Origin of the sequence: Sphingopyxis sp. YF1 (genome assembly GCF_022701295.1) — a bacterium.
Lineage (GTDB): Bacteria > Pseudomonadota > Alphaproteobacteria > Sphingomonadales > Sphingomonadaceae > Sphingopyxis.
The window spans coordinates 333,904-353,502 of sequence record NZ_CP033204.1; the positions used below are offsets into that span (position 1 = coordinate 333,904).

Genomic DNA, 19,599 nt, shown 5'->3' on the forward strand with positions numbered 1-19,599 from the left:
GCTGGTGCGCGAGGGGGCGCCCGGCCCGGCTCCCTTCCCTTTCGGGGACGGGCCGGGCGCTTACGCCGCGCCGACGCTTCTTCAACAAATCCAAAGCTTCAAGAACCAAAGGAGGCCGCGGCCATGCCGAGCCTGTTTTTTGCCGACCTGGTGCGCGAGCGATGCGTCGCGACCGGGGCGGGGCCGCTGGCGCTGGGCGGCGCGCTGCCGGGGCATCGCAGCTTTGCCGCCGCGGTGCCGGCGGACGCCAGCTTTCACTACAGCATCGCGGGCGTGACGCACGCCGGCGAATGGGAGGTCGGAACCGGGGCGATCGACGCCGAAGGGAGGTTGCGGCGCGACGTCGTCGCGGCGTCGTCGAACGGCGGCGCGGCGGTGGCGTTCGCGGCGGGGCTCAAGACCGTCGCGCTGACCGTCGGCGCGGGCTGGTTCGCGGCGAGCGAGGCGGCGGTCGCCGCGGCGGGGAGCGGGACGAGTGCGAATGCCGCAGAGCTGGCTGCGCTGGGCGCGACGGTCGCGGGGCAGGCGGCGGCGATCGCCGCGCACGAGACCGCGATCGCGGGCAAGCAGCCGCTGTCGACGGGGCACGCCGCGGCGGGCGCAGTCGAGGCGGCGGACAGCCTGACGCTGCGGCGCGCGGGCGGCTGGGTGAATGTGCCGGCGAGCGCGCTGGTCCACCAGCGCGGCGGCGGCGGCTTTTCCTGTGCAGGCAATCTGGGCGTCGGCGACGAGGCGCCCGCACAGCGGCTGGTGGTCCGCGCGAGCGCGGCGACCGACGGCAGCGCGCCGGTAACGATCGAGATCGCCGACACGCAGGCGGGCGGGGCGGGCTGGACCGCCAATGCGGTGTTCGGCGCGCTCAACTTTCGCAGCGCCGACGGATCGGTCGCGGGCGCCGGGGTGCGCGCGCAGATCGCCGCGGCGATGCCGGCGGCGCACGGCGGGCAGACCGACCTGCGCTTTGGCGTGTCGAACGCGGCGCTGCTCGACCGCTGGGCGATCCTCGATTCGAGCGGGCGCTTTCGTCCCGGCGCCGACAACCAGCAGGCGCTGGGGCTGACGAGCTTTCGCTGGACCGCCGTCTATGCCGCGACGGGGACGATCCAGACATCCGATGCGCGCGCCAAGCAGTGGCAGGGCGCGATGAGCGCCGCCGAAGGTCGCGCGGCGCGGCGCATCGCCGGCGCGCTGGGCTTTTACCGCTGGGACGACGCCATCGCGACGAAGGGCGATGCGGCGCGCCGCCATTTCGGGGTGCGCGCGCAGGCCGCGTGGGCGATCATGGCCGACGAAGGGCTGGTCGATCCGGTCGACGGCGACGGACAGCCGGGCCGGACGCCTTACGCCTTTCTCTGTTTCGACCGCTGGCAGGACGAGGCAGGGGCCTGGCACGACCGGTTCGGGGTGCGCAGCGACCAGCTGGCGCTGTTCCTGATCGCGGCGCTCGCCGGGACGGAGACCGCGGCATGATCGGCGCGGCGCTGGCGGCGCGCGCGATCGCCGATGCCGGTCCGCGCGACCTTGCGAGCGAATGGCCGGGGCCGCGCCCCGACGCCGCGCGCGGCGAAGGACGCAGGCGCGCGGCCGGGTCGCAGGCGGGCGAGCGGCGCGTAGTGGTGCGGCGGGATGCACGGGTTGGGTGACCGGTCAAATCCTCCCTGTCGCGGAGCGATGGGGAGGTGGCAGCGCGAAGCGCTGACGGAGGGGCTTTAACGCGACGTCGCGGCCCCTCCACCACCGCCTGCGGCGGTGGTCCCCCTCCCTATGGCTTCGCCACAGGGAGGATCATGTGAGGGCGAGAGAATATCATGCTGGTGATCAAGGACCCCGGAGCGCGGGTCGATTATGCGTTCGACTGGAGCGATGCCTATCCGGGCGGACCGGTGATCGTCGCGAGCGGCTGGACGGTGGTGCCCGCGGTCGCGGGCGGGGTGACGGTCGTGGCGGAAAGCCGCGACCTGCTGCGCTGCGCGGCGACGCTGGCGGGGGGCGTCGCGGGCGATGTCTATCGCGTCACCAACCGGGTGACGCTGAGCGACGGGCAGGTCGACGAACGGTCGATCGTGCTGCGGGTGGAGGAACGCTGATGATCGTCGGGATCGAGAAGGGCACGCCGCCGGTCGGCGTCGCCGAGGCGAAGGCATGGCTGCGGCTGGGGGCGGGGCAGGACGATGCGGTGGTCGCGGGGCTGATCCGCGCCGCGGTCGAGCTGTGCGAAGCCTTTACCGGGCAGATGCTGATCGCGCGGCGCGTGACCGAGGAGTTTCCTGCCGCGCCGGGGTGGGTTTCGCTGGCGCGGCGACCGGTGGTCGCGATCGAGACGGTGGCGGGCATGACCGGCGAGACGCTGGTCGCGCTGACCGGCGACGACTGGCAGCATGCGGTCGACCGCGACGGTGCGGCGCGACTGTCCATCGACGCGCCGGGCGATGCGGCGCGCATTCGCGTGACCTATCGCGCCGGACTGGCCGACGAGGCGAACGCGGTTCCCGAGGCGATCCGCCAGGGACTGGTGCGGATGATCCAGCATCTGCACGAAGCGCGCGACGCGCCGGGGCAGGCGCCGCCGGCGATCGTCGCGGCGCTGTGGCAACCCTGGCGGCGGTTGTCGCTGGGCGCGGCGCGATGAGCAGCGCCGAGGCGGCGGTGCGCGCGCGGGCGCTGGCGGTGCTGAACGGCGACGCGGTGCTGGCAGGGCTGGTGCACGGGATATTCGACGGCGTGCCCGCGCGTGCGAGCGCGCCCCATGCGAGCGTCGGCGGCGCCGAAGGGAACGACTGGGGGACCAAGGACGTCGCGGGGCGCGAGGTGCGGCTGACGCTGGTGCTCGCGGGCGTCGGCGCCGCGGCCGGGGACGAAGCGGCAGGGCGGATCGAGGCGCTGGTGCCGGCGCTGCGCGGCGATGCGGGCGCGTGGCGGATCGTCGGCGCGCGCGTGGTGCGGACGCGCTTCGGCTTTGCGAAGGACGGCGGCTGGCGGCACGAAATGGTCGTGCGGTGCCGGTGTCTGGCAGGGTAGCGGGCCAGGGTGACGGTTTTGGGGTGGGGGGTGGACCAACTTCTATTCCCGTTCGTGTCGAGCGAAGTCGAGACACCCCGAAGGCACGCTTTCCCGATGGGTGTCTCGACTTCGCTCGACACGAACGGGATTACTGGACGAAATGTCCGCTTCTGGTCGCTTTCCGCCAATCCTTCCTGTCGCGCAGCGATGGGGAGGGGGGCCGCTGCCGCAGGCGGTGGTGGAGGGGCCGCGAGGTCGCGTCCTTTGCCCCTCCGTCAGCGTTTCGCGCTGCCACCTTCCCATCGCTGCGCGGCAGGGAGGAGCGGCTGACCGCTTCCGGTCGATTTCGATCCTTGTGTTCGATCGGCGGCGCATCACCGGGACGGGCGGAGGCGGAGCCGTCGATGGAGGCTGCCCGTTCCGGTTACGGATAGTCCCTGTTGCGCGCGCGGATCACTCGCCCGGCAGGGTGTTGCTCGAGCTGTAGTCCTTGAACTTGTCGGTGAAGTTCGCGTGATAATCCTCGATCTGCATGTCGGCGTCGTCTTCGGCATTTTTCTGGCTGTCGCCGGCGGCGCGGCCGAAGGCGACCACGGCGGCGCGGAAGGCGTCGCGTTCGGCGCCGCAGGTCGATTTCACCGCCATTTCATATTCGGCCTCGGCCATCTTGTCCTGGAGCGACTTCTTCATGTGGTCGCGCAGGCATTTGGTGAAGGCGGCGCGCGTCGTGTCGACGTTCGCGGTCGGCGCGGGCGCCATGGCGGCCAGAAGTATCGAAGCAATAAACATCCTGCGACTCCCCGATAACGCATGATTTTCTGTTGAGGAGATTAAACCATGGCAATCGAAAATGGGAGCGCTTTTCTGCTCAGGATCGGCGACGGTGCGATGCCGCCTGCCTATACGACGATCGCCGGGCTGCGCACGACGCAATTGTCGGTGAACGGCGAGGCGGTGAACGTCACGACCAAGGATTCGGGCGGCTGGCGCGAGCTCTTGTCGGGCGCCGGGGTGCGATCGGTATCGGTGAGCGCGGCGGGGATCTTTACCGGGTCGGGCGCCGAGGTGCGGCTGCGCGGGCATGCGCTGTCGGGGACGATCGATGCCTATGAGCTGGCGTTCGAGAGCGGCGAGCGGATGCAGGGGCGCTTTCTGGTGACGCGGCTCGACTATGCCGGCGATTACAACGGCGAGCGGCAATATACGCTGAATCTCGAAAGCAGCGGGCCGGTGGCGAGCCTGTGAGTGCGCGCGGGACGAGCGGCGCGAACGCGCTGCGCGGCGAGGCCGAATTGTGCGTCGACGGCGCGGTGCTGGTGCTGCGGCCGAGCTTTGCCGCGCTGGTCGCGGCGGAGGCCGAGCTGGGGCCGCTGTTCGCGCTGGTCGAGCGCGCGGCCGACGGACGGCTGGGGCTGGGCGAGTTGGCGAGCCTGTTCTGGCATTGCGTGCAGCGCCGCCCCGCGGGGCTGACGCGCGAGGCCGTGGGCGAAGCGGTGGTGGCGCAGGGACTGGCGGCGGTGACACCCGCGCTGCGCGTGCTGCTCGGGCAGATATTGTCGGGGCGATGACCCGATATTTCGCGGCGGCCGCGCTCCAGCTGTGCGGGGCGATGGCGCGCGTCGCGGGGTGGCGGCCCGACGATTTCTGGGCGGCGACGCCCGCCGATGTCGCGGCGGTGCTGGGCGGCTGGGCCGATGACGGCGGCGATTCGGGGATCGACCGGGACGCGCTGGCGGCGATGATGGAGGCTTTTCCCGATGGCGGATGAGATCGACGAGATGCTGGTGAGCGTGCGCGCCGACACGGGGGCCTTCCGGCGCGACGTGGCGGTGCTGCGTGCGGAGCTGGAGGGGCCGCTGGCGGCAGGCGCCGACGCCGCGGGGCGGCGGATCGAACATGCGCTGACGCGTGCGATCGTCACCGGCAAGCTGGGTTTCGAGGATCTGAAGCGGCTCGCGCTGGCGGTGCTGGCCGATATCGCGCGCAGCGCGATCCAGAACGGCATCGGTGCCTTGCTCGGCGGCGGCGGGTTGTCGCAGGGCGGCGGCGGCGGAGGGCTGCTGGCGCTGGTGCAGGGGCTGTTCGGGGCGCCGGGGCGCGCGACGGGCGGTCCGGTGACGGCCGGGCGCGCCTATCGCGTCGGCGAACGCGGACCCGAGCTGTTCGTGCCGACCGCGAGCGGCCGGATCGAAGCGGCGGGCGTTGCGGTACGCAACATCGCGATCACGGTGAATGTGCGCGGCGAGACGGCAGGCGAACCGGCGCGGCTGGCGCAGACCGGGCGCCAGCTGGCGCGCGCGGTGCGGCGCGCGGTGGAGGCGGACTGATGGGCTGGGCGCTCGTCGCGGCCGAGCCGCATCAGCGCAAGGGCTGGCTCAAGCGCTTCGACCCGCGTTTCTGGACGGTCGATTTCGCGCGGCCGATGATGGCGAGCGTGGTGACCACCGGCGCCACGTCGCTGCGCGTCGAGGCCGTGTTCCTGCGCAAGCAGGATCTGGCGGGGCTGATCTGGGAGGCGGTCGATCGCTGGGATCATCCGCTGCTCGGTTATGAGACCCGCCGCGATTTCCGGCATATTCTATTGACGTTTCGCTGGCGGTCGGGCGGGATCAAGCCGCTCGACGCGCTGCACGGGCCGACGCTGACGATCGAGGGGCGCGACGCGGCGGGCAGCCCGCGCGCCTGGTATGTGCGGCTGTGGAACTATGCCGAGGGGAGCGCCGAGGATGCGGTCGTCCGGCTCGATTTCGACGCGCTCGACGGGGGATTCATGCTGCCCGGCGAGGCCGACCGGGTGTGGGCGGGCGATATCGACCGGATGTTCGTGTCGCTGGTCGCGCCCGCCTATGACGGCGGCGAGGGGGTACTGGAGGCGGCGGCCGAGGGCTGGGCCGAACTGAGCGGGATCGCGGCGAGCGGGTCGGGGTCGGTGCTGCCGGTCGGCGATGCGGTGCTGCCCGAACAGGATCCGGCGAAAGGCGGGCTGGGGATCGCGAACGGTTATGACGATGTCTATCACCTGACCCCGGCGCGGGTGGTGCGGCAGATCGTGCAGCTGGGCTATCGCGGCGACGTCGTCCATTATGTCGGGATGAGCCATTTCATGCGGCTTGCGCGCGCCGGCGACGGGTTCGAGCCGGGCATCGCGGGCGGGCCGCTGAGCGGCCCGGCGGCGGCGTGGCACGCCGCCTTTGCGGCCGGATGCGCCGCGGCGGGGCTGGGGGTGATCTGGTCGCTGTCGTACGAATTGTTCGACGCCTATTGCCCGCCGGGCTGGAAACAGCGCGATGCGGCGGGCGCCCCGGCGCTGACCGGATGGGTGCCGCCGTCGACCTTGCTGTCGCCCGCGAACGGCGAGGCGATGGGGTGGCTGCAACTGGTCGCGCGGGCGTTCGTGGCCATCGCGGTCGCGGCGGGGTTGCCGGTGAAGTTCCAGGTCGGCGAGCCCTGGTGGTGGGTCAATCCCGGCGGCAGCCTCTGCGCCTATGACGCGGCGGCGAACGCCGCGCTGGGCGGGACGAGCGTCTCGATCCCCGACGTGCGCGGCGGGCTCGACGCGGGGCAGACGGCGATGCTCGACGCGCTGGGGGCGCTGCTCGCGGCTTCGACTAGCGCGCTGGTTGCCGCCGCGCGCGATGCCGCGGGGGCGGCGGATTTCACGAGCCATCTGCTCGTGTTCCTGCCGACGGTGCTCGACCCCGCGGCGCCCGGGCTGCGGCGCGCCAATGTGCCGCTGGGCTGGGCGGCGCCGGCGTTCGATGTGCTGCAGCTCGAGGATTATGACTGGGTGACCGCGGGGCGCGGCGCCGAGACCGCGCCGGCGCGCGCGGCGATGGTCGCGCGGCTCGGCTACCCGGTCGACGCGCAGCATTATTTTTCGGGTTTCGTGCTGCTGCCCGAACAGCGCGGGCAATGGGAGGCGATCGCCGATGCCGCCGACGCGGCGCGGCGCGCGGGGGTGGCGCGGACGTTCGTCTGGACGCTGCCGCAGGTCGCGCGCGACGGCTTTGTGGCGTTCGACGAACGCGAGGACGGGGAGGGCGACATGCAGGCCTTCGACGCGGTCGATTTTCCGCTGGCGATCGGGCGCGAGGCGCTGGTCGTGACCGAATTTTCGACCCAGATCGTGAGCGCGCCGTCGGGGCACGAGCAGCGCGCGAGCGAATGGGCCGATGCGCGGATGCGCTACGATGCCGGGCCGGGGGTGCGCTCGGAGGCCGACGTGCGGGCGCTGGCCGATTTCTTTCGGGCGCGGCGCGGCGCGGCGCGGGCGTTCCGCTTCCGCGATCCGTTCGATCACAGCTCGGCGGCCGATGGCGGACTGCCTGCGGCGGAGGACCAGATGCTGGGAACGGGCGACGGCAGCCGGCGGCAGTTCGCGCTGGTCAAGCGCTACGGCAGCGGCGACGCGGTGCAGGAGCGTATCGTTCATTTGCCGGTCGCGGGCAGTGTCCGCGTGTCGGTCGACGGCGTCGAAACCGCGGCGTTCATCGTCACCGACGAGGGCGTGATCCTGCTCGACGCCGCGCCGGGGGCGGGGGTCGTGGTGCGCGCCGGGTTTCTGTTCGACGTCGCGGTGCGCTTTGCCGAGGACCGGCTCGAGGTGAGCCGCGCGACCTTTCTTGCCGGCGAGCTGGCGAGCGTCCCGCTGGTCGAGGTGCGCGCGCCGCATGGAGGCCCCGCGTGACGATGCCGGCGGCGCCCGGCTGGCTGCGCGAAGAGCTGGTGACGCTCGCCTGGTGCTGGCGGCTGGCGCGGCGCGACGGGGTGGTGGTCGGGCTGACCTCGCACGACCGCGACCTGGTGATCGCGGGCACGCGATACCGCGCGGCGCCGGGGATGAAACCCTCGGCGATCGAGACAAGCGACAGCCTCGACGCCGGGACGATGGATATCGAGGGGGCGGTGTCGAGCGCAGCGCTTGCGGCGGCCGACCTCGACGCCGGGCGCTGGGACGGCGCCGAACTGGTGCTGATGGTTGCCGACTGGACCGCGCCCGATGTCGACCCCGTGGTCGTGGCGCGCGGCGAACTGGGCCCGGTCGAGCGGCGCGGAGGGGGGTTCAGCGCCGAATTGCAAGGGGTGACGCGGCGACTCGACGCGCCGGTGTGCCCCGCGACCGCGCCCGCGTGCCGCGCGACATTGGGCGACCGCGCGTGCCGGATCGACCTGGCCCCGCGCACGCATGTCCGGCGCGTCGTGGCGGTCGCCGGGCGCCGCGTGACGCTCGACGCGCCGGTCACGGCGGGGACGCTGGCGTTCGGCGAACTGATGTGGATCGAGGGGCGCGCGTGCGGCCTCGCGTCGCCGGTGATCGCCGACGACGGGCTGCGGCTCGACCTTGCCGAGGTGCCGGGGGTGCTGCCGGCGCTGCCTGCGCGCGTGCGGCTGACCGAGGGCTGCGACCGGCAGCTTGCGACGTGCCGGACGCGCTTCGGCAATGCGATCAATTTCCGCGGCGAGGCGCATCTGCCGGGCAACGACCTGCTGACGCGCTATCCGGGTGGATGACCCCGGCCGCCGCGCCTTTGCGGCGGCGCGGGGCATGATCGGCGTACGGTTCCGGCCGCAGGGGTGCGACCCCGCGACGGGGCTAGACTGCGCCGGGCTGGTGTGGACGGCCTATGCCGCGGCGGGGGTGCGGCTGGTGCGACCGGCCGCCTATCCGCTGCGCGGCTGGCCGCGGGCGCGGGTCGAGGCGGCGCTCGCCGCGGCGGGGTTCGCGCCGGCCGGGGGCGCGGCGCGCGCCGGCGACGTCGCGCTGATCGCGCTGGCGGCGGGGCAGTTTCATCTGGGGCTGATCGGCGACGCGACCTTCGTGCATGCGCACGCGGGGCTGCGGCGGGTGGTCGAGACCCCGCTCGACGCGGCGGTGCGGGCGGCCCCGCGGTGGCGGCTGCCGCGCGACGGCCCGCGAAATGGCGCAACATCATTTTGAAGGGACAGCGGCATGGCAACCCTTGTGCTGACGGTGGTCGGCGGGATCGTCGGCGGACCGGTCGGGGCGGCGATCGGCGCGATGGCGGGGCAGGCGATCGACGCCGAAATCTTCAAACCCAAGGGGCGCGAGGGACCGCGGCTCGCCGACCTGAAGGTGCAGGCGTCGACCTATGGCCAGCAGATCCCGCAGATATTCGGGACGATGCGCGTCGCGGGCAGCGTGATCTGGGCGACCGACCTGATCGAACGGCGCAGCCGCCGCGGCGGCGGCAAGGGGCGGCCGTCGACGACCGAATACAGCTATGCCGTGTCGCTCGCGGTCGCGCTGTCGTCGCGGCCGATCGGCGCGATCCGGCGCATCTGGGCCGACGGCAACCTGCTGCGCGGAGCGAGCGGGAGCTTTCAGGAGCGCTGCATCTTTCGCTGGTATCACGGAGGCGAGGACCAGCCGGTCGACCCGCTGATCGCGTCGGCGGTGGGGGCCGATTCGGCCAGCGCGTTTCGCGGGCTCGCCTATGCGGTGTTCGAGGAGCTCGAACTTGCGAGCTTCGGCAATCGCATCCCCGCGCTGACCTTCGAGATCGAGGCCGACGGCGCGGCGATCGGCGCCGGACTGGTCGGCGACGCGCTGCTCGGCGAGGCCGGGCGCTGCGCCGGGCGGACCGGTTTTGCGGGCTATGCGGCGTCGGGAAGCCGCGTGCGCGATGCGCTCGCGCCGCTGTTCGACGTCGACGCGGTGCGGCTGGTGAGCGCGCCGGGCGACTGGCGCCTCGCGCCCGCCGGGACAGGCGCGCCGCCGGTGGCGCTGGCCGGCTTTCGCGCGACCCGGCGAACCGAATCGGTTCACGATCTGGCCGAAACTCACCGCGCGCCGCTGTCGGCATTGCCGGGCACGATCCGGCTGCGCCACTATGAGCCCGCGCGCGACTATCAGGTCGGCCAACAGGACGCGCGCGTCGCGGGGGGCGGACGCCGCGAGGAGGCGGTCGATCTGCCCGCGGTGCTGGCGGCGGGCGCGGCGCGCGAGCTGGCGCGGCGGATGGCGGCGGCGGCGAGCGACGGGCGCGAGGTGCGGCAATGGCACGGCGACCTGGCTGCACTGGCACTGCCCGTCGGCGGGGTCGCGATGCTCGCCGACGGCAGCGCCTGGCGCATCGCGGGGCGGACGGTGAAGGACGGCGCCGTCCGGATCGAACTGCAGCGGCACCAGCCACTGGCGATGGCGCCCGGCAGCGCCGATCCGGGGGTGCCGGTGAGCCCGCCGGACTGGCCCGACGCGGTGGGGACCGTGCGGCTGTTCGACCTGCCCGGCGTGGGCAGCGTGCCGGCGAGCGCGCCGCATATCCTGATCGCCGCGGCCGGGAGCAACGACGGGTGGCGCGGCGCGGATACATGGTTCGTCGCGGCGCCGGGGAGCGAGCCGGTCGCGGTGGGCACGGTGCGCCCGGCCGCGGCGCTGGGCGTGCTCGCCGGGCCGTTGCCGGTGGGCGATCCGCTGCTGTTCGACCTGAAGAACCGGATCGAGGTCCTGCTGGTCAATCCCTCGATGGAACTGGCCTCGGTTGACGATGCCGCGCTGCTCGGCGGCGCCAATCGCGCGATGGTCGGCGGCGAACTGCTCCAGTTCGGGATCGCCGAGGCGACCGGTCCGGGATCGTGGCGGCTGTCGCGGCTGCTGCGCGGGCGGGCGGGAACCGGGGACACCGGCGCGCATGCGGCGGGGGCGGCGTTCGTGCTGCTCGACGATCCGGCGCTGGCCGCGCTGCCCGACGGGCTCGCCGGCGGAGCGGCTGGCGGTACGGCCGTGCTGCAATGGGCGCCGCGCAACGGCAGCGAACTGACCGAGGTTGCGGTCCCGGCGGACGGGACGGCGCTGCGCCCGCTGGCGCCGGTGCACGGGCGCGTTGCGGGCGACGGCGCCGGCGGGCTGCAGATCGGCTGGACGCGGCGGAGCCGGGTCGATCCCGGCTGGCGCGACCATGTCGACCTGCCGCTCGGCGAAAGCCGCGAGGCGTGGCGGGTCGAGGCCGTCCCCGCGGTCGCCGGCGCTGGCCCATGGGATTGCGCGACAGCGTCGCTGTCGCTGGATGCGGCCGCGGTCGCGTCGCTGACGCCCGGAACGACGCTCGCGATTCGCCAGATCGGTGATTTCCTGCCGTCGCCGCCGCTTCTTGTCCCCGTCAACTGAAAGGATCGAGCCATGACCGACGTGCCGAGTACCGCGCGCCTCGCGCTGCCCCTGCTGGCGATGGCGCAGGCGCAGAAGGAGGTGACGCACAACGAGGCGCTGACCCTGCTCGACCTGCTCGTCCAGCCGGTGGTCGAAGCAGGCCCGCTCGCCGCGCCGCCGCCTTCGCCGGGCGCGGGGCAGGGCTGGATCGTCGGCGCGGGGGCCACCGGCGACTGGTCGGGGCGCGAGGGCGCACTCGCGCTGTGGACCGCGGGCGGGTGGCGTTTCGTCGCGCCGTCCGCGGGCATGCGGACGCTACGGCTGAGCGACGAAAGCTGGTTGCGATTCGACGGCGGCGGCTGGATCGAGCCCGCGACGGTCGCGAGTCCGGCGGGCGGCGCCACGATCGACTCCGAAGCGCGCGCCGCGATCGCCGCGCTGATTCTCGCTCTTGTCGGCCATGGCCTTCTGATCTAAGGCTGATTTTGTCTATTATCGCCCGCGAAGTGCGACTTTTGGGCAACAGATTGGCAATTTGTTCGCTTGCACGGAACCAAAGGCGGAGGTAGGACGTCTGCGAGACGTAAATCTCAATTGAAAGGGGAATCTACTATGAGGAAGCTTGCCGCCGCCGTGGCGTTGGCCTCCACTGCCCTTGCGACGCCGGCTCTGGCGCGTGACAACTCCTGGTATGTGGGAGTTGGGGGCGGTGTAATGATCGTCGAAGACATGGATCTCGACATCGGCACCTTCAACAATTCGGGTTCGCTCGATCACAAGACCGGTTACGACTTCGAAGGCACCGTCGGTTACGACTTCGGCGGTTTCCGCGCGGAAGTCGAAGTCGGTTATCGCGAAGCCGACATCAAGGGCGGTCGTTTCGTGACCCCCGGCATTCCCGCTTCGGCCAATGGCTCGGGCAATCTGGTCACCGGCAGCGTTCCGCTGAACGGCGACTCGAACGCGCTGAGCTTCATGGTCAACGGCATGCTCGACTTCGGCGACGATGACGGCCTCCAGGGCTTCATCGGCGGTGGCGCCGGTGTCGCTCGCGTCGATGTCGCTCCGGTCTACGCCGGTCCGTTCCTCGACGATTCGGATACGGGCTTTGCCTGGCAGGCGATCGCTGGCGTTCGTGCGCCGCTGACCCGCAACATCGATGTCGGCCTGAAGTATCGCTTCTTCAACGTCAACAACATCGACCTGGTCGACCAGATCGGTCGCGACGTTTCGACGCGCTTCCGTTCGCACTCGATCCTCGGCACGCTGACGTTCAACTTCGGTGGTGCGGAACCGGCTCCCCCGCCGCCGCCGCCTCCGCCGCCGCCGCCGCCGCCGCCTCCCCCGCCGCCTCCGCCGCCGCCTCCGCCGCCGGTGGTGTGCGAGCCCGGGCCGTACATCGTGTATTTCGACTGGGATCAGTCGAACATCACGCCGGAAGCGGCTTCGACGCTGGACAACGCGATCAGCGCCTACAACCGTGGCTGCTCGGGTACGCAGGTCTGGCTCGCCGGTCACGCCGACCGTTCGGGCGCCGCGACCTACAACGTCGGTCTGTCGAAGCGTCGCAACGACGCGGTCCAGAGCTATCTGACCGCTCGCGGCATCTCGGCCGGTTCGATCAGCGCGGAAGCGTTCGGCGAAAGCCGTCCGGCCGTGGCGACCGCCGACGGCGTCCGCAACGACCAGAACCGTCGCGTGGAAATCAAATACGGTCCGGGTTCGGGCAACTAAGATTTTCGCGCCCGGTTAGGGACGAAGAAAAGAGGGGCGGTACCGCAAGGTGCCGCCCTTTCTTTATGCGCGGCGCGCGGGCGATGGCCCGGCAGCGGTTCGCGCTTTTTCTTTGCGCTTTTGAAATAATGATATACCATTACCTCAAGGGGCCGGTGACTGCTTGCGAGCGGCGCGAGGGGGCCGGTCCTTCAGCGTCGGGCCGGGCGGCGTTCCCGCGGGGGGCGCCCGACCCGCGCCCGAGAGGGAGAGAGACGATGCGTCGACGCAGCCAGTTTCACCGCAGCATTTTTCGTGCCGATCCCAGGGGCGACCCCGATATCAACACGACCCCGCTGATCGACGTGATGCTGGTGATGCTGGTGATGTTCATCATCACCATCCCGCCGCCCACGCACAGCGTCGATATCACGCTGCCGGCGGGGGCCCATACGCCCGAGGTGTCCGAAGAGAACCGCATCACCATCGGGACCGACGACGTCATCCGCTGGAACGCCGAAGCCATCGACCTTGCGCAGCTGGGGGTGCTGGTCAGGGAGGCGTCGGATCGGCCTGAGCCGGCGACGATCCTGTTCGAACCCGACGCACGGGCGCGCTATCTGCGCGTCGATCAGGCGATCGGCGCGATCCGCCGCAACGGCGGCGACAAGCTCGCCTTTCCGGGGATCCAGAATTACCGCGAGCTGATCTGACCGGTTGAGCGCATGTGGCGGGTTCCGCGAAGGCGGGGCCCGCGCATCGCCTTGTGTCGGGCCCCGCCAATCGCGCTTTGTCCACGGCCCGAGCGGGCGTCCTTCGCTCGGCGAAACGCGGCCGGCTTCTTGTCCGGCCGCTGCATCGGTGGCATCGCTTGCATTCGGATGGGCGCGAGGAGAGGGCGGTGTCGAACCAGCAGCGAACCGGGGACGCGCGCGGTCGCGAAACGGTGCTGGAAGCCCGCTTGCGGACGATCGTGGCGGCCAGCCCGCTCCTTCGGCAAGTTCTGGATCGCTGGGGCGACGTCGGGCTGCCCGATTGCTGGGTGTCGGGGAGCGCGATCGCGCAGACCGCGTGGAACGCGGCTTTCGGCTTGCCGCCCGCGCACGGGCTGGCCGATATCGACCTCGTCTATTTCGATGCGGCCGACATGTCCGAACGCGGCGAAACGCGCGAAGCCGCGCGCGTGCGCGACCTGTTTTCCGACCTGCCGCTGCCGATCGACGTCAAGAACGAGGCACGCGTCCACCTGTGGTACGCGCGCAAGTTCGGCTATCCGATCCCGCCCTATCGATCGAGCGCGCATGCCATCGCGACCTTCCCGACGACGGCGGGCGCGGTGGCGATCCGGCCGGTCGGATCGCATCTCGAAATCCTCGCGCCGTTCGGACTGGCGGACCTGTTCGATCACATCGTCCGGCCGAACAAGGTCCAGATCACGCAAGCCATTTATGACGCGAAGGTGCGGCGCTGGCGTGCGTGCTGGCCGGGGCTGACGATCGTCGACTGGCACGACGCGGCGTAGCGAGCCCCGGCTTCGGACGTCCCCCCGATGCCGGTGTCGCGCCCGCCCCGGCGACGCCGCGGAACCGGTCAGGCGGCCGGCGCGGTGCCCGGACGCAGATAGGGCATCATGTAGCTGACATAATCGGCCTTGCCGAGCGGGACGCCCATGTGGCGCAGGATCGAATAGGCCGCGACGAGGTGGAAGTAGAATTGCGGCTGCGCCCAGTCGCGGACGTAGCTGAGCGCCGTCATGTCGAAGATCATGCCGTTGGGGAGGTCGAAGCTGACCGCGCGGCCGGGATCGCCGTCGAGCGCGGCGGCATCGACGGTGTCGAGCCAGGCGAGCGTCGCCCCGATCTGCGCCTGGAGCCCGGCAAAGTCGGTCGCGTCGTCGGCCAGCGCGGGCGCGCCCGCGGCGCCGAGGCGCACCGGCGGCTGGATCGCCTGCACGCAGGTGAAGCGGACCTGCGCGGCGAGCGGAAACATGTCGGGCGCGAGCCGCGAGGCGATGAACTGGAGCTCGCCGACGCCGTTCGCCTCGCCCCATGCGAGCGCCTTGCCGAGCTGCGCCGAGAGCGCCTTGAGGCCGTTTTTATAGGCGGGGACGGTGAGGTCGTAGAGCATCGTCATGGCACATCCTTCATGGGGCAGGCGTTTGGGAGCAGGCGGGAGCGGTCGATCAGGCGGCGGCGAGATTGTCCTGGAACTGGAGCCGCGCGAGGCGTGCGTAGAGGCCGTCGGCGGCGACGAGCGCGTCGTGCTTGCCCTCCTCGACGATGCGCCCCTCGTCCATCACGATGATGCGGTCGGCGGCGCGCACGGTCGCGAGGCGGTGCGCGATGACGATCGTCGTGCGGTCGTGCATCAGCGTTTCGAGCGCGTCCTGGACGAGCTTTTCGGATTCGGCGTCGAGCGCCGATGTCGCCTCGTCGAGCAGCAGCAGCGGCGCGCGGCGGAGAAGCGCGCGCGCGATCGCGACGCGCTGGCGCTGGCCGCCCGAGAGGCGGGCGCCGCCCTCGCCCATGAAGGTGTCGAGTTCCTGCGGCAGCTTGCGGAGGAACTCCTCGGCGTTGGCGGCGCGCGCGGCGGCCCACAATTCCTCGTCGGTGGCGTTCCAGTTGCCGTAGCGCAGATTGTCGCGCGCCGAGGCGGCGAAGATCACCGTCTCCTGCGGCACCATCGCGATGCGCGCACGGATGTCGGCGGGATCGGCGTCGATGAGCGGTACGCCGTCGAGCAAGATGTCGCCGCCCTGCGGATCGTAGAAACGCTCGGCGAGCTGGAACAGCGTCGACTTGCCCGCGCCCGAGGGGCCGACGATCGCGACGGTCTCGCGCGGCGCGATCGCGAGGCTGAAACCGTGGAGCGCGGGCGCATCGGGGCGCGTCGGGTAGCGGAATTCGACGTTCCGGAATTCGAGCGTGCCGTGCGGCGGATCGGGGAAACGGCGCGACTGGGTCGGCGCGGCGATCGTCGGTTCGGCGTGGAGCAGTTCGGACAGGCGCTCGGCGGCGCCCGCGGCGCGAAGCAGGTCGCCATAGACTTCGGTGAGGGCACCAAAGGCCCCCGCGACGAGCCCCCCGGTGAGCACGAAGGCGGCGATGGTGCCGCCGGTGATCGTGCCCGCGGCGACGCCCGCGGCGCCGTACCAGAGCAAGGTGGTGATCGCGCCGAAGAGCAGCCCGATGACGATCGCGGTCATCACTGCGCGCAGGCGGATGCGGCGCTTTGCGGTGGCGAAATTCTCCTCGACCGCGGCGGTGAAGCGTTCGGCCTCGCGCCTCTCCTGTCCGAAGGCCTGGACGATCTTCATCGCGCCCAATTGCTCGGCGGTGGTCGCGCCGATGTCGGCGACGCGGTCCTGGCTCGAGCGCGAGACATTCTGGAGGCGGCGGCCGAGCAGCACGATCGGCAGGATGATCACCGGGATGCCGAGCAGGATGCCGCCGGTGAGCCCCGGCGAGAGCGAGAAGAGATAGACGATGCCGCCGATGCCCATCACCATGTTGCGCAGCGCGACCGAGACGGTGGTGCCGACGATCTGTTCGATGATCGCGGTGTCCGACGTCATGCGCGAGGCGATTTCGGAGGGGCGATTTTCCTCGAAGAAGCCCGGCGCGAGGCGGAGGAGATTCTGCTGCACCGCCTGGCGAATGTCGGCGACGGTGCGTTCGCCGAGCCAGCTGACGCAGTAGAAGCGCACCGCGGTTGCGAGCGCGAGCACGATGACGATGACGTAGAAGAGCCGGAAATGCGGCGCGACGTCGCCGCCGCCCGCGACGAAGCCCGAGTCGATCATCGCCTTGAACTGCCAAGGGATGGCGAGCGTCGCGAGCGCCGCGACCCCGAGCGCGATCCCGGCGAGGAGCAGCTGGAGCGGATAGCGGCTGGCGTATCGCCAGATCATCGCGAGGCTGCCGAGCCTGCGGGGGCGTCTGTCCTGCTGGTCGGGGGACGTTGTGGCCATCTGGTCTGATCTTGTTGCCATGGGTCGGCCCTAGCAGCGGGGAAGGGTGCGCTCAACGATGCAGAGTGGCGCGGGGCTTCATATGGTGTGAAGCGGGACCGAAGAAAGGGGCGGTGATTTAAGGAACGTCCGCTTTCCACCTCGTTTCGGAAGCTGCCGGTCGGTGCGGCACCCATGGCAGCAAGCGACCGATTGCGGGCGTTCGGTTTCTGGCTAATATTTGCGTATGACCATCTACCGTCGTGACGAAGTGTCACCTGAATGGGAGCCCGCGCCTTGGCCGATGGACGCGGACGCATCGGATTTACAGGAGCAAGGCTTTCACGACCGTGCCCAGCTAGCTATCCAATGGTCACCCATTCCTTGGAATGCCTTTCCTGAGGACGGCATATTCGGACATCCAAAAGACTGGCTTTTGTCGGTGGACGCCGCTTTCTTGGCAACAGTCGGCGAGGAAGACCTGCTGTTGATCGACAACACTTGGTCTGGATGGCCCGATCCACCCCGTTGGGGTCTCGCGTCGCGTGCCAAGGGCCAAAACAATCAGCCATGGGACCGCTGGGGACATTTTCCTCACCTGCCCAGCGCGTGGCACGTCCCTACTGCGAGCGATGGCTAACGACCGCTTCCTACCCGTTTTCGCCCTTCACGGTCGATCTGGGTGCCACGACGGCAAACGACCGGTTGTGGACATAGATCCTCCCTGTGGCGAAGCCATGGGGAGGGGGACCGCTCGCGCAGCGAGTGGTGGAGGGGCCACTAGGACGCCCGACGGTGTCGGCCCCTCCGTCAGCGCTTCGCGCTGCCACCTCCCCATCGCTGCGCGACAGGGAGGAGCGGGACTGCTTCGACCGGCTACGGGCCTGTCCTTCATCGTCACCCCGGACTTGATCCGGGGTCCATGATTTCGACGTTGCCATGGATCCCGGATCAAGTCCGGGATGACGAAGGCAGGAGACGAGTCCGCTCCCCACCCCAAAACCGCCAACCCGGGTGAACCGGCGGACGGCCTCCAGGATCGTCCGCCGGTCTCCATCAGCGATTGTCGAGCTGTGCGCGTACCGCGCGTAGTCCCGCCTGGGTGACGCGGTAGGGCGCCCCGCCGCGCGAGGCGATCAGGCCGCGGCGGCGCAGGCGATGGAAAAGCGCAAGGTCCATATTGGCAAGGACGAAACCCTCGCGCGTGAAGCAGAGCGCCTCGACGAGGCGACCCTGTTCGTCGCGGCGGTGGCGAATGGCACCGCCCTGCGCCAGCGCGTGGAGCACGCGCTGTTCGGCTTTGGAAATGTTCATGGAATGGATCCGGGATTGCAAGCAACAAGGGCGCGCCGACGCATGGGTCGGCACGCTCGAATCATCCCGTTGTCGCCGGGATGTTAGCGGTTGCCCGCAATCTCAGACATAAAAGGCTCCACCGGCGCAACAGGCGCCGTGCGGGCAGGATATGGGGAATTATCGGTCGCCGCAACGATTTTGATGCATTGCACAATGAGCGCGAACGCCTAGACTGCGAAGCAATGGACGGGCGCCGGCAGAGCGCCGCCGGGGCAACGCAAGGAATGAATATGCTGTATCACGCCTTTGAAATGCAGAAGAGCTGGCTTGCGGGCGCCAGCGCGCTCGCGACCGCGGGGGCGCAGGCCATCCAGCATCCCGCGAACCCGCTCGGCTATTTCGGCGGCAGTCCGATGTTCGCTTCGGCGCTCGAGGTGTTCGCGCACGCCGCGGCGCCGCGCGGCAAGCCGGGGTTCGAGCTGTATGAAACGGCGGTCGACGGCGAGACGGTGCGCGTTACCGAGGTGGTCGAGGCGCGCAAACCCTTTGGGCAGCTCAAGCATTTCAAGCACAAGGGTACGAAAGACGCGCCCAAGCTGCTGATCGTCGCGCCGATGTCGGGCCACTATGCGACCTTGCTGCGCGGGACGGTCGAGCGCATGCTGCCCGGGCACGACGTGTGGATCACCGACTGGCGCGACGCACGCAACGCGCCGCTGGAGGCGGGCAAGTTCGATCTCGACGATTATGTCGACTATCTGATTGCGTGGCTCGAACATATCGGACCAGGGGCGCATATGCTCGCGGTGTGCCAGCCGTCGGTGCCGAGCCTCGTCGCGGCGGCGATCATGGCGGCGAACAGGCACAAGTGCCGCCCCGCGACGCTGACGATGATGGGCGGGCCGATCGACACGCGCAAGGCGCCGACCGCGGTCAACGATCATGCGATGACGCGCCCGCACGCCTGGTTCCAGGAAAATGTCATCGTCACCGTTCCCGCCTGGTATCCGGGCGCCGGGCGCCGCGTCTATCCCGGTTTCCTGCAACTCGCGGGCTTCATGTCGATGAACCTCGGCAACCACATGATGAGCCATTGGGCGATGTTCAAGCATCTGGTCGAGGGCGACGGCGAGAGCGCCGAGAAGACCAAGGAATTCTATGACGAATATCGCGCGGTGTGCGACATGACCGCCGAATTCTATCTCCAGACGGTCGATGTCGTGTTCCAGCGCCACCTGCTGCCCAGGGGCGAGATGCTGCATCGCGGGCAAAAGGTCGACCTGACCGCGATCGAGGATATCGCGATCCTCGCGATCGAGGGCGAGCGCGACGACATTTCGGGGATCGGGCAGACCAGGGCGGCGCTGACGCTGGCAAAATCGCTGCCCGCGGAGAAGAAGCAATATCTGATGGCGAAGGGCGTCGGTCACTACGGCATCTTCAACGGCAAGAAATGGCGCGACGAGATCGCGCCGGCGGTCGAGGACTGGATCCGCGCCAACGGCGGGTGAGGGGCGGGTTTCGAGCGGTT

The 19,599-nt window shown here is 70.5% G+C and carries 23 protein-coding genes; 19 read left to right on the forward strand and 4 right to left on the reverse strand.

Features of this window, described 5'->3' with window-relative positions:
* Positions 1-123 precede the first annotated feature (123 nt).
* The 5 genes from EAO27_RS01695 to EAO27_RS01715 all read left to right on the forward strand — a co-directional run bounded on the left by EAO27_RS01695 (position 124) and on the right by EAO27_RS01715 (position 3,018).
* Positions 124-1,470 carry a hypothetical protein gene (locus EAO27_RS01695; RefSeq protein WP_242776473.1) on the forward strand — a complete coding sequence of 449 codons (1,347 nt, stop codon included), beginning with the start codon at positions 124-126 and terminating at the stop codon, positions 1,468-1,470.
* Entirely contained in the window at positions 1,467-1,643 is a 177-nt protein-coding gene (locus tag EAO27_RS01700) for a hypothetical protein (protein ID WP_242776475.1), read from the forward strand. The genes EAO27_RS01695 and EAO27_RS01700 overlap by 4 nt, the downstream gene beginning before the upstream one ends.
* A gap of 165 nt (positions 1,644-1,808) precedes the next feature.
* Entirely contained in the window at positions 1,809-2,087 is a 279-nt protein-coding gene (locus EAO27_RS01705) for a hypothetical protein (protein ID WP_347567107.1), read from the forward strand.
* Positions 2,087-2,629, forward strand: a complete 543-nt coding sequence (locus EAO27_RS01710) for a hypothetical protein (protein WP_242776477.1) — start codon at positions 2,087-2,089, stop codon at positions 2,627-2,629. The genes EAO27_RS01705 and EAO27_RS01710 overlap by 1 nt, the downstream gene beginning before the upstream one ends.
* Positions 2,626-3,018: a DUF3168 domain-containing protein gene (locus tag EAO27_RS01715; RefSeq protein ID WP_242776479.1), complete on the forward strand. Its 393-nt coding sequence runs from the start codon at positions 2,626-2,628 to the stop codon at positions 3,016-3,018. Before EAO27_RS01710 ends, EAO27_RS01715 begins: the two co-directional genes overlap by 4 nt.
* A gap of 435 nt (positions 3,019-3,453) precedes the next feature.
* Here EAO27_RS01715 and EAO27_RS01720 read toward each other — a convergent pair whose 3' ends face one another.
* Complete coding sequence (locus EAO27_RS01720) at positions 3,454-3,789, reverse strand: hypothetical protein (RefSeq protein WP_242776481.1); 336 nt, start codon at positions 3,787-3,789, stop codon at positions 3,454-3,456.
* Positions 3,790-3,837: 48 nt separating this feature from the next.
* On the opposite strand from EAO27_RS01720, the gene EAO27_RS01725 reads away from it, so the two are divergent.
* The 12 genes from EAO27_RS01725 (at position 3,838) to EAO27_RS01780 (ending at position 14,345) form a co-directional block, all read left to right on the forward strand.
* Positions 3,838-4,245: a phage tail protein gene (locus tag EAO27_RS01725; protein WP_242776483.1), complete on the forward strand. Its 408-nt coding sequence runs from the start codon at positions 3,838-3,840 to the stop codon at positions 4,243-4,245.
* Positions 4,242-4,568 (forward strand): GTA-gp10 family protein, encoded by a 327-nt coding sequence (locus tag EAO27_RS01730; protein WP_242776485.1) that lies wholly within the window; start codon positions 4,242-4,244, stop codon positions 4,566-4,568. Before EAO27_RS01725 ends, EAO27_RS01730 begins: the two co-directional genes overlap by 4 nt.
* The gene (locus tag EAO27_RS01735) at positions 4,565-4,768 is read left to right on the forward strand and encodes a phage tail assembly chaperone (protein WP_242776488.1); all 204 of its coding nucleotides are present in this window, start codon (positions 4,565-4,567) and stop codon (positions 4,766-4,768) included. The genes EAO27_RS01730 and EAO27_RS01735 overlap by 4 nt, the downstream gene beginning before the upstream one ends.
* Positions 4,758-5,327: a tail tape measure protein gene (locus EAO27_RS01740; RefSeq protein WP_242776490.1), complete on the forward strand. Its 570-nt coding sequence runs from the start codon at positions 4,758-4,760 to the stop codon at positions 5,325-5,327. Before EAO27_RS01735 ends, EAO27_RS01740 begins: the two co-directional genes overlap by 11 nt.
* Positions 5,327-7,687 (forward strand): DUF2460 domain-containing protein, encoded by a 2,361-nt coding sequence (locus EAO27_RS01745; protein WP_242776492.1) that lies wholly within the window; start codon positions 5,327-5,329, stop codon positions 7,685-7,687. The genes EAO27_RS01740 and EAO27_RS01745 overlap by 1 nt, the downstream gene beginning before the upstream one ends.
* 2 nt (positions 7,688-7,689) lie before the next feature.
* Positions 7,690-8,511 (forward strand): DUF2163 domain-containing protein, encoded by an 822-nt coding sequence (locus EAO27_RS01750; protein WP_242780393.1) that lies wholly within the window; start codon positions 7,690-7,692, stop codon positions 8,509-8,511.
* A complete protein-coding gene (locus EAO27_RS01755) occupies positions 8,504-8,938 on the forward strand; it encodes an NlpC/P60 family protein (protein ID WP_242776494.1) in 435 nt (144 codons plus the stop codon). Before EAO27_RS01750 ends, EAO27_RS01755 begins: the two co-directional genes overlap by 8 nt.
* A gap of 12 nt (positions 8,939-8,950) precedes the next feature.
* The gene (locus EAO27_RS01760; RefSeq protein WP_242776496.1) at positions 8,951-11,128 is read left to right on the forward strand and encodes a phage tail protein; all 2,178 of its coding nucleotides are present in this window, start codon (positions 8,951-8,953) and stop codon (positions 11,126-11,128) included.
* A gap of 12 nt (positions 11,129-11,140) precedes the next feature.
* On the forward strand, positions 11,141-11,587 hold the full coding sequence (locus EAO27_RS01765; RefSeq protein ID WP_242776498.1) for a DUF2793 domain-containing protein: 447 nt from the start codon (positions 11,141-11,143) through the stop codon (positions 11,585-11,587).
* 135 nt (positions 11,588-11,722) lie between these two features.
* Positions 11,723-12,844 (forward strand): OmpA family protein, encoded by a 1,122-nt coding sequence (locus EAO27_RS01770; protein WP_242776501.1) that lies wholly within the window; start codon positions 11,723-11,725, stop codon positions 12,842-12,844.
* Between the two features lie 257 nt (positions 12,845-13,101).
* Complete coding sequence (locus EAO27_RS01775; protein ID WP_242776503.1) at positions 13,102-13,536, forward strand: biopolymer transporter ExbD; 435 nt, start codon at positions 13,102-13,104, stop codon at positions 13,534-13,536.
* 188 nt (positions 13,537-13,724) lie between these two features.
* Entirely contained in the window at positions 13,725-14,345 is a 621-nt protein-coding gene (locus EAO27_RS01780) for a nucleotidyltransferase family protein (RefSeq protein ID WP_242776504.1), read from the forward strand.
* A 68-nt stretch (positions 14,346-14,413) separates the two neighbouring features.
* On the opposite strand, the gene EAO27_RS01785 is transcribed toward EAO27_RS01780, so the two are convergent.
* Together EAO27_RS01785 and EAO27_RS01790 are read right to left on the reverse strand one after the other, a co-directional pair.
* Positions 14,414-14,956 (reverse strand): DUF1993 family protein, encoded by a 543-nt coding sequence (locus EAO27_RS01785; protein ID WP_242776507.1) that lies wholly within the window; start codon positions 14,954-14,956, stop codon positions 14,414-14,416.
* 49 nt (positions 14,957-15,005) lie between these two features.
* Complete coding sequence (locus tag EAO27_RS01790) at positions 15,006-16,793, reverse strand: ABC transporter transmembrane domain-containing protein (RefSeq protein ID WP_242776508.1); 1,788 nt, start codon at positions 16,791-16,793, stop codon at positions 15,006-15,008.
* A 226-nt stretch (positions 16,794-17,019) separates the two neighbouring features.
* Between EAO27_RS01790 and EAO27_RS01795 the strand changes: the two genes are divergently transcribed.
* Positions 17,020-17,412: a hypothetical protein gene (locus EAO27_RS01795; protein WP_242776509.1), complete on the forward strand. Its 393-nt coding sequence runs from the start codon at positions 17,020-17,022 to the stop codon at positions 17,410-17,412.
* Positions 17,413-17,828: 416 nt separating this feature from the next.
* Here the strand turns inward: EAO27_RS01795 and EAO27_RS01800 are convergent, their stop codons facing one another.
* A complete protein-coding gene (locus EAO27_RS01800) occupies positions 17,829-18,086 on the reverse strand; it encodes a YjhX family toxin (protein WP_242776510.1) in 258 nt (85 codons plus the stop codon).
* A gap of 272 nt (positions 18,087-18,358) precedes the next feature.
* Here EAO27_RS01800 and phaZ point away from each other — a divergent pair, with 272 nt between their 5' ends.
* Positions 18,359-19,579, forward strand: a complete 1,221-nt coding sequence (gene phaZ, locus EAO27_RS01805; protein WP_242776512.1) for a polyhydroxyalkanoate depolymerase — start codon at positions 18,359-18,361, stop codon at positions 19,577-19,579.
* Positions 19,580-19,599: the final 20 nt, after the last annotated feature.

Coding starts and splice junctions, on each gene's coding strand:
- EAO27_RS01720 (WP_242776481.1), bottom strand. CDS start 3,789: ATGTTTATTGCTTCGATACTTCTGGCCGCCATGGCGCCCGCGCCGACC.
- EAO27_RS01750 (WP_242780393.1), top strand. CDS start 7,690: ATGCCGGCGGCGCCCGGCTGGCTGCGCGAAGAGCTGGTGACGCTCGCC.
- phaZ (WP_242776512.1), top strand. CDS start 18,359: ATGCTGTATCACGCCTTTGAAATGCAGAAGAGCTGGCTTGCGGGCGCC.
- EAO27_RS01765 (WP_242776498.1), top strand. CDS start 11,141: ATGACCGACGTGCCGAGTACCGCGCGCCTCGCGCTGCCCCTGCTGGCG.
- EAO27_RS01770 (WP_242776501.1), top strand. CDS start 11,723: ATGAGGAAGCTTGCCGCCGCCGTGGCGTTGGCCTCCACTGCCCTTGCG.
- EAO27_RS01795 (WP_242776509.1), top strand. CDS start 17,020: ATGACCATCTACCGTCGTGACGAAGTGTCACCTGAATGGGAGCCCGCG.
- EAO27_RS01740 (WP_242776490.1), top strand. CDS start 4,758: ATGGCGGATGAGATCGACGAGATGCTGGTGAGCGTGCGCGCCGACACG.
- EAO27_RS01790 (WP_242776508.1), bottom strand. CDS start 16,793: ATGGCCACAACGTCCCCCGACCAGCAGGACAGACGCCCCCGCAGGCTC.
- EAO27_RS01775 (WP_242776503.1), top strand. CDS start 13,102: ATGCGTCGACGCAGCCAGTTTCACCGCAGCATTTTTCGTGCCGATCCC.
- EAO27_RS01800 (WP_242776510.1), bottom strand. CDS start 18,086: ATGAACATTTCCAAAGCCGAACAGCGCGTGCTCCACGCGCTGGCGCAG.
- EAO27_RS01785 (WP_242776507.1), bottom strand. CDS start 14,956: ATGACGATGCTCTACGACCTCACCGTCCCCGCCTATAAAAACGGCCTC.
- EAO27_RS01710 (WP_242776477.1), top strand. CDS start 2,087: ATGATCGTCGGGATCGAGAAGGGCACGCCGCCGGTCGGCGTCGCCGAG.
- EAO27_RS01715 (WP_242776479.1), top strand. CDS start 2,626: ATGAGCAGCGCCGAGGCGGCGGTGCGCGCGCGGGCGCTGGCGGTGCTG.
- EAO27_RS01700 (WP_242776475.1), top strand. CDS start 1,467: ATGATCGGCGCGGCGCTGGCGGCGCGCGCGATCGCCGATGCCGGTCCG.
- EAO27_RS01725 (WP_242776483.1), top strand. CDS start 3,838: ATGGCAATCGAAAATGGGAGCGCTTTTCTGCTCAGGATCGGCGACGGT.
- EAO27_RS01735 (WP_242776488.1), top strand. CDS start 4,565: ATGACCCGATATTTCGCGGCGGCCGCGCTCCAGCTGTGCGGGGCGATG.
- EAO27_RS01745 (WP_242776492.1), top strand. CDS start 5,327: ATGGGCTGGGCGCTCGTCGCGGCCGAGCCGCATCAGCGCAAGGGCTGG.
- EAO27_RS01760 (WP_242776496.1), top strand. CDS start 8,951: ATGGCAACCCTTGTGCTGACGGTGGTCGGCGGGATCGTCGGCGGACCG.
- EAO27_RS01695 (WP_242776473.1), top strand. CDS start 124: ATGCCGAGCCTGTTTTTTGCCGACCTGGTGCGCGAGCGATGCGTCGCG.
- EAO27_RS01705 (WP_347567107.1), top strand. CDS start 1,809: ATGCTGGTGATCAAGGACCCCGGAGCGCGGGTCGATTATGCGTTCGAC.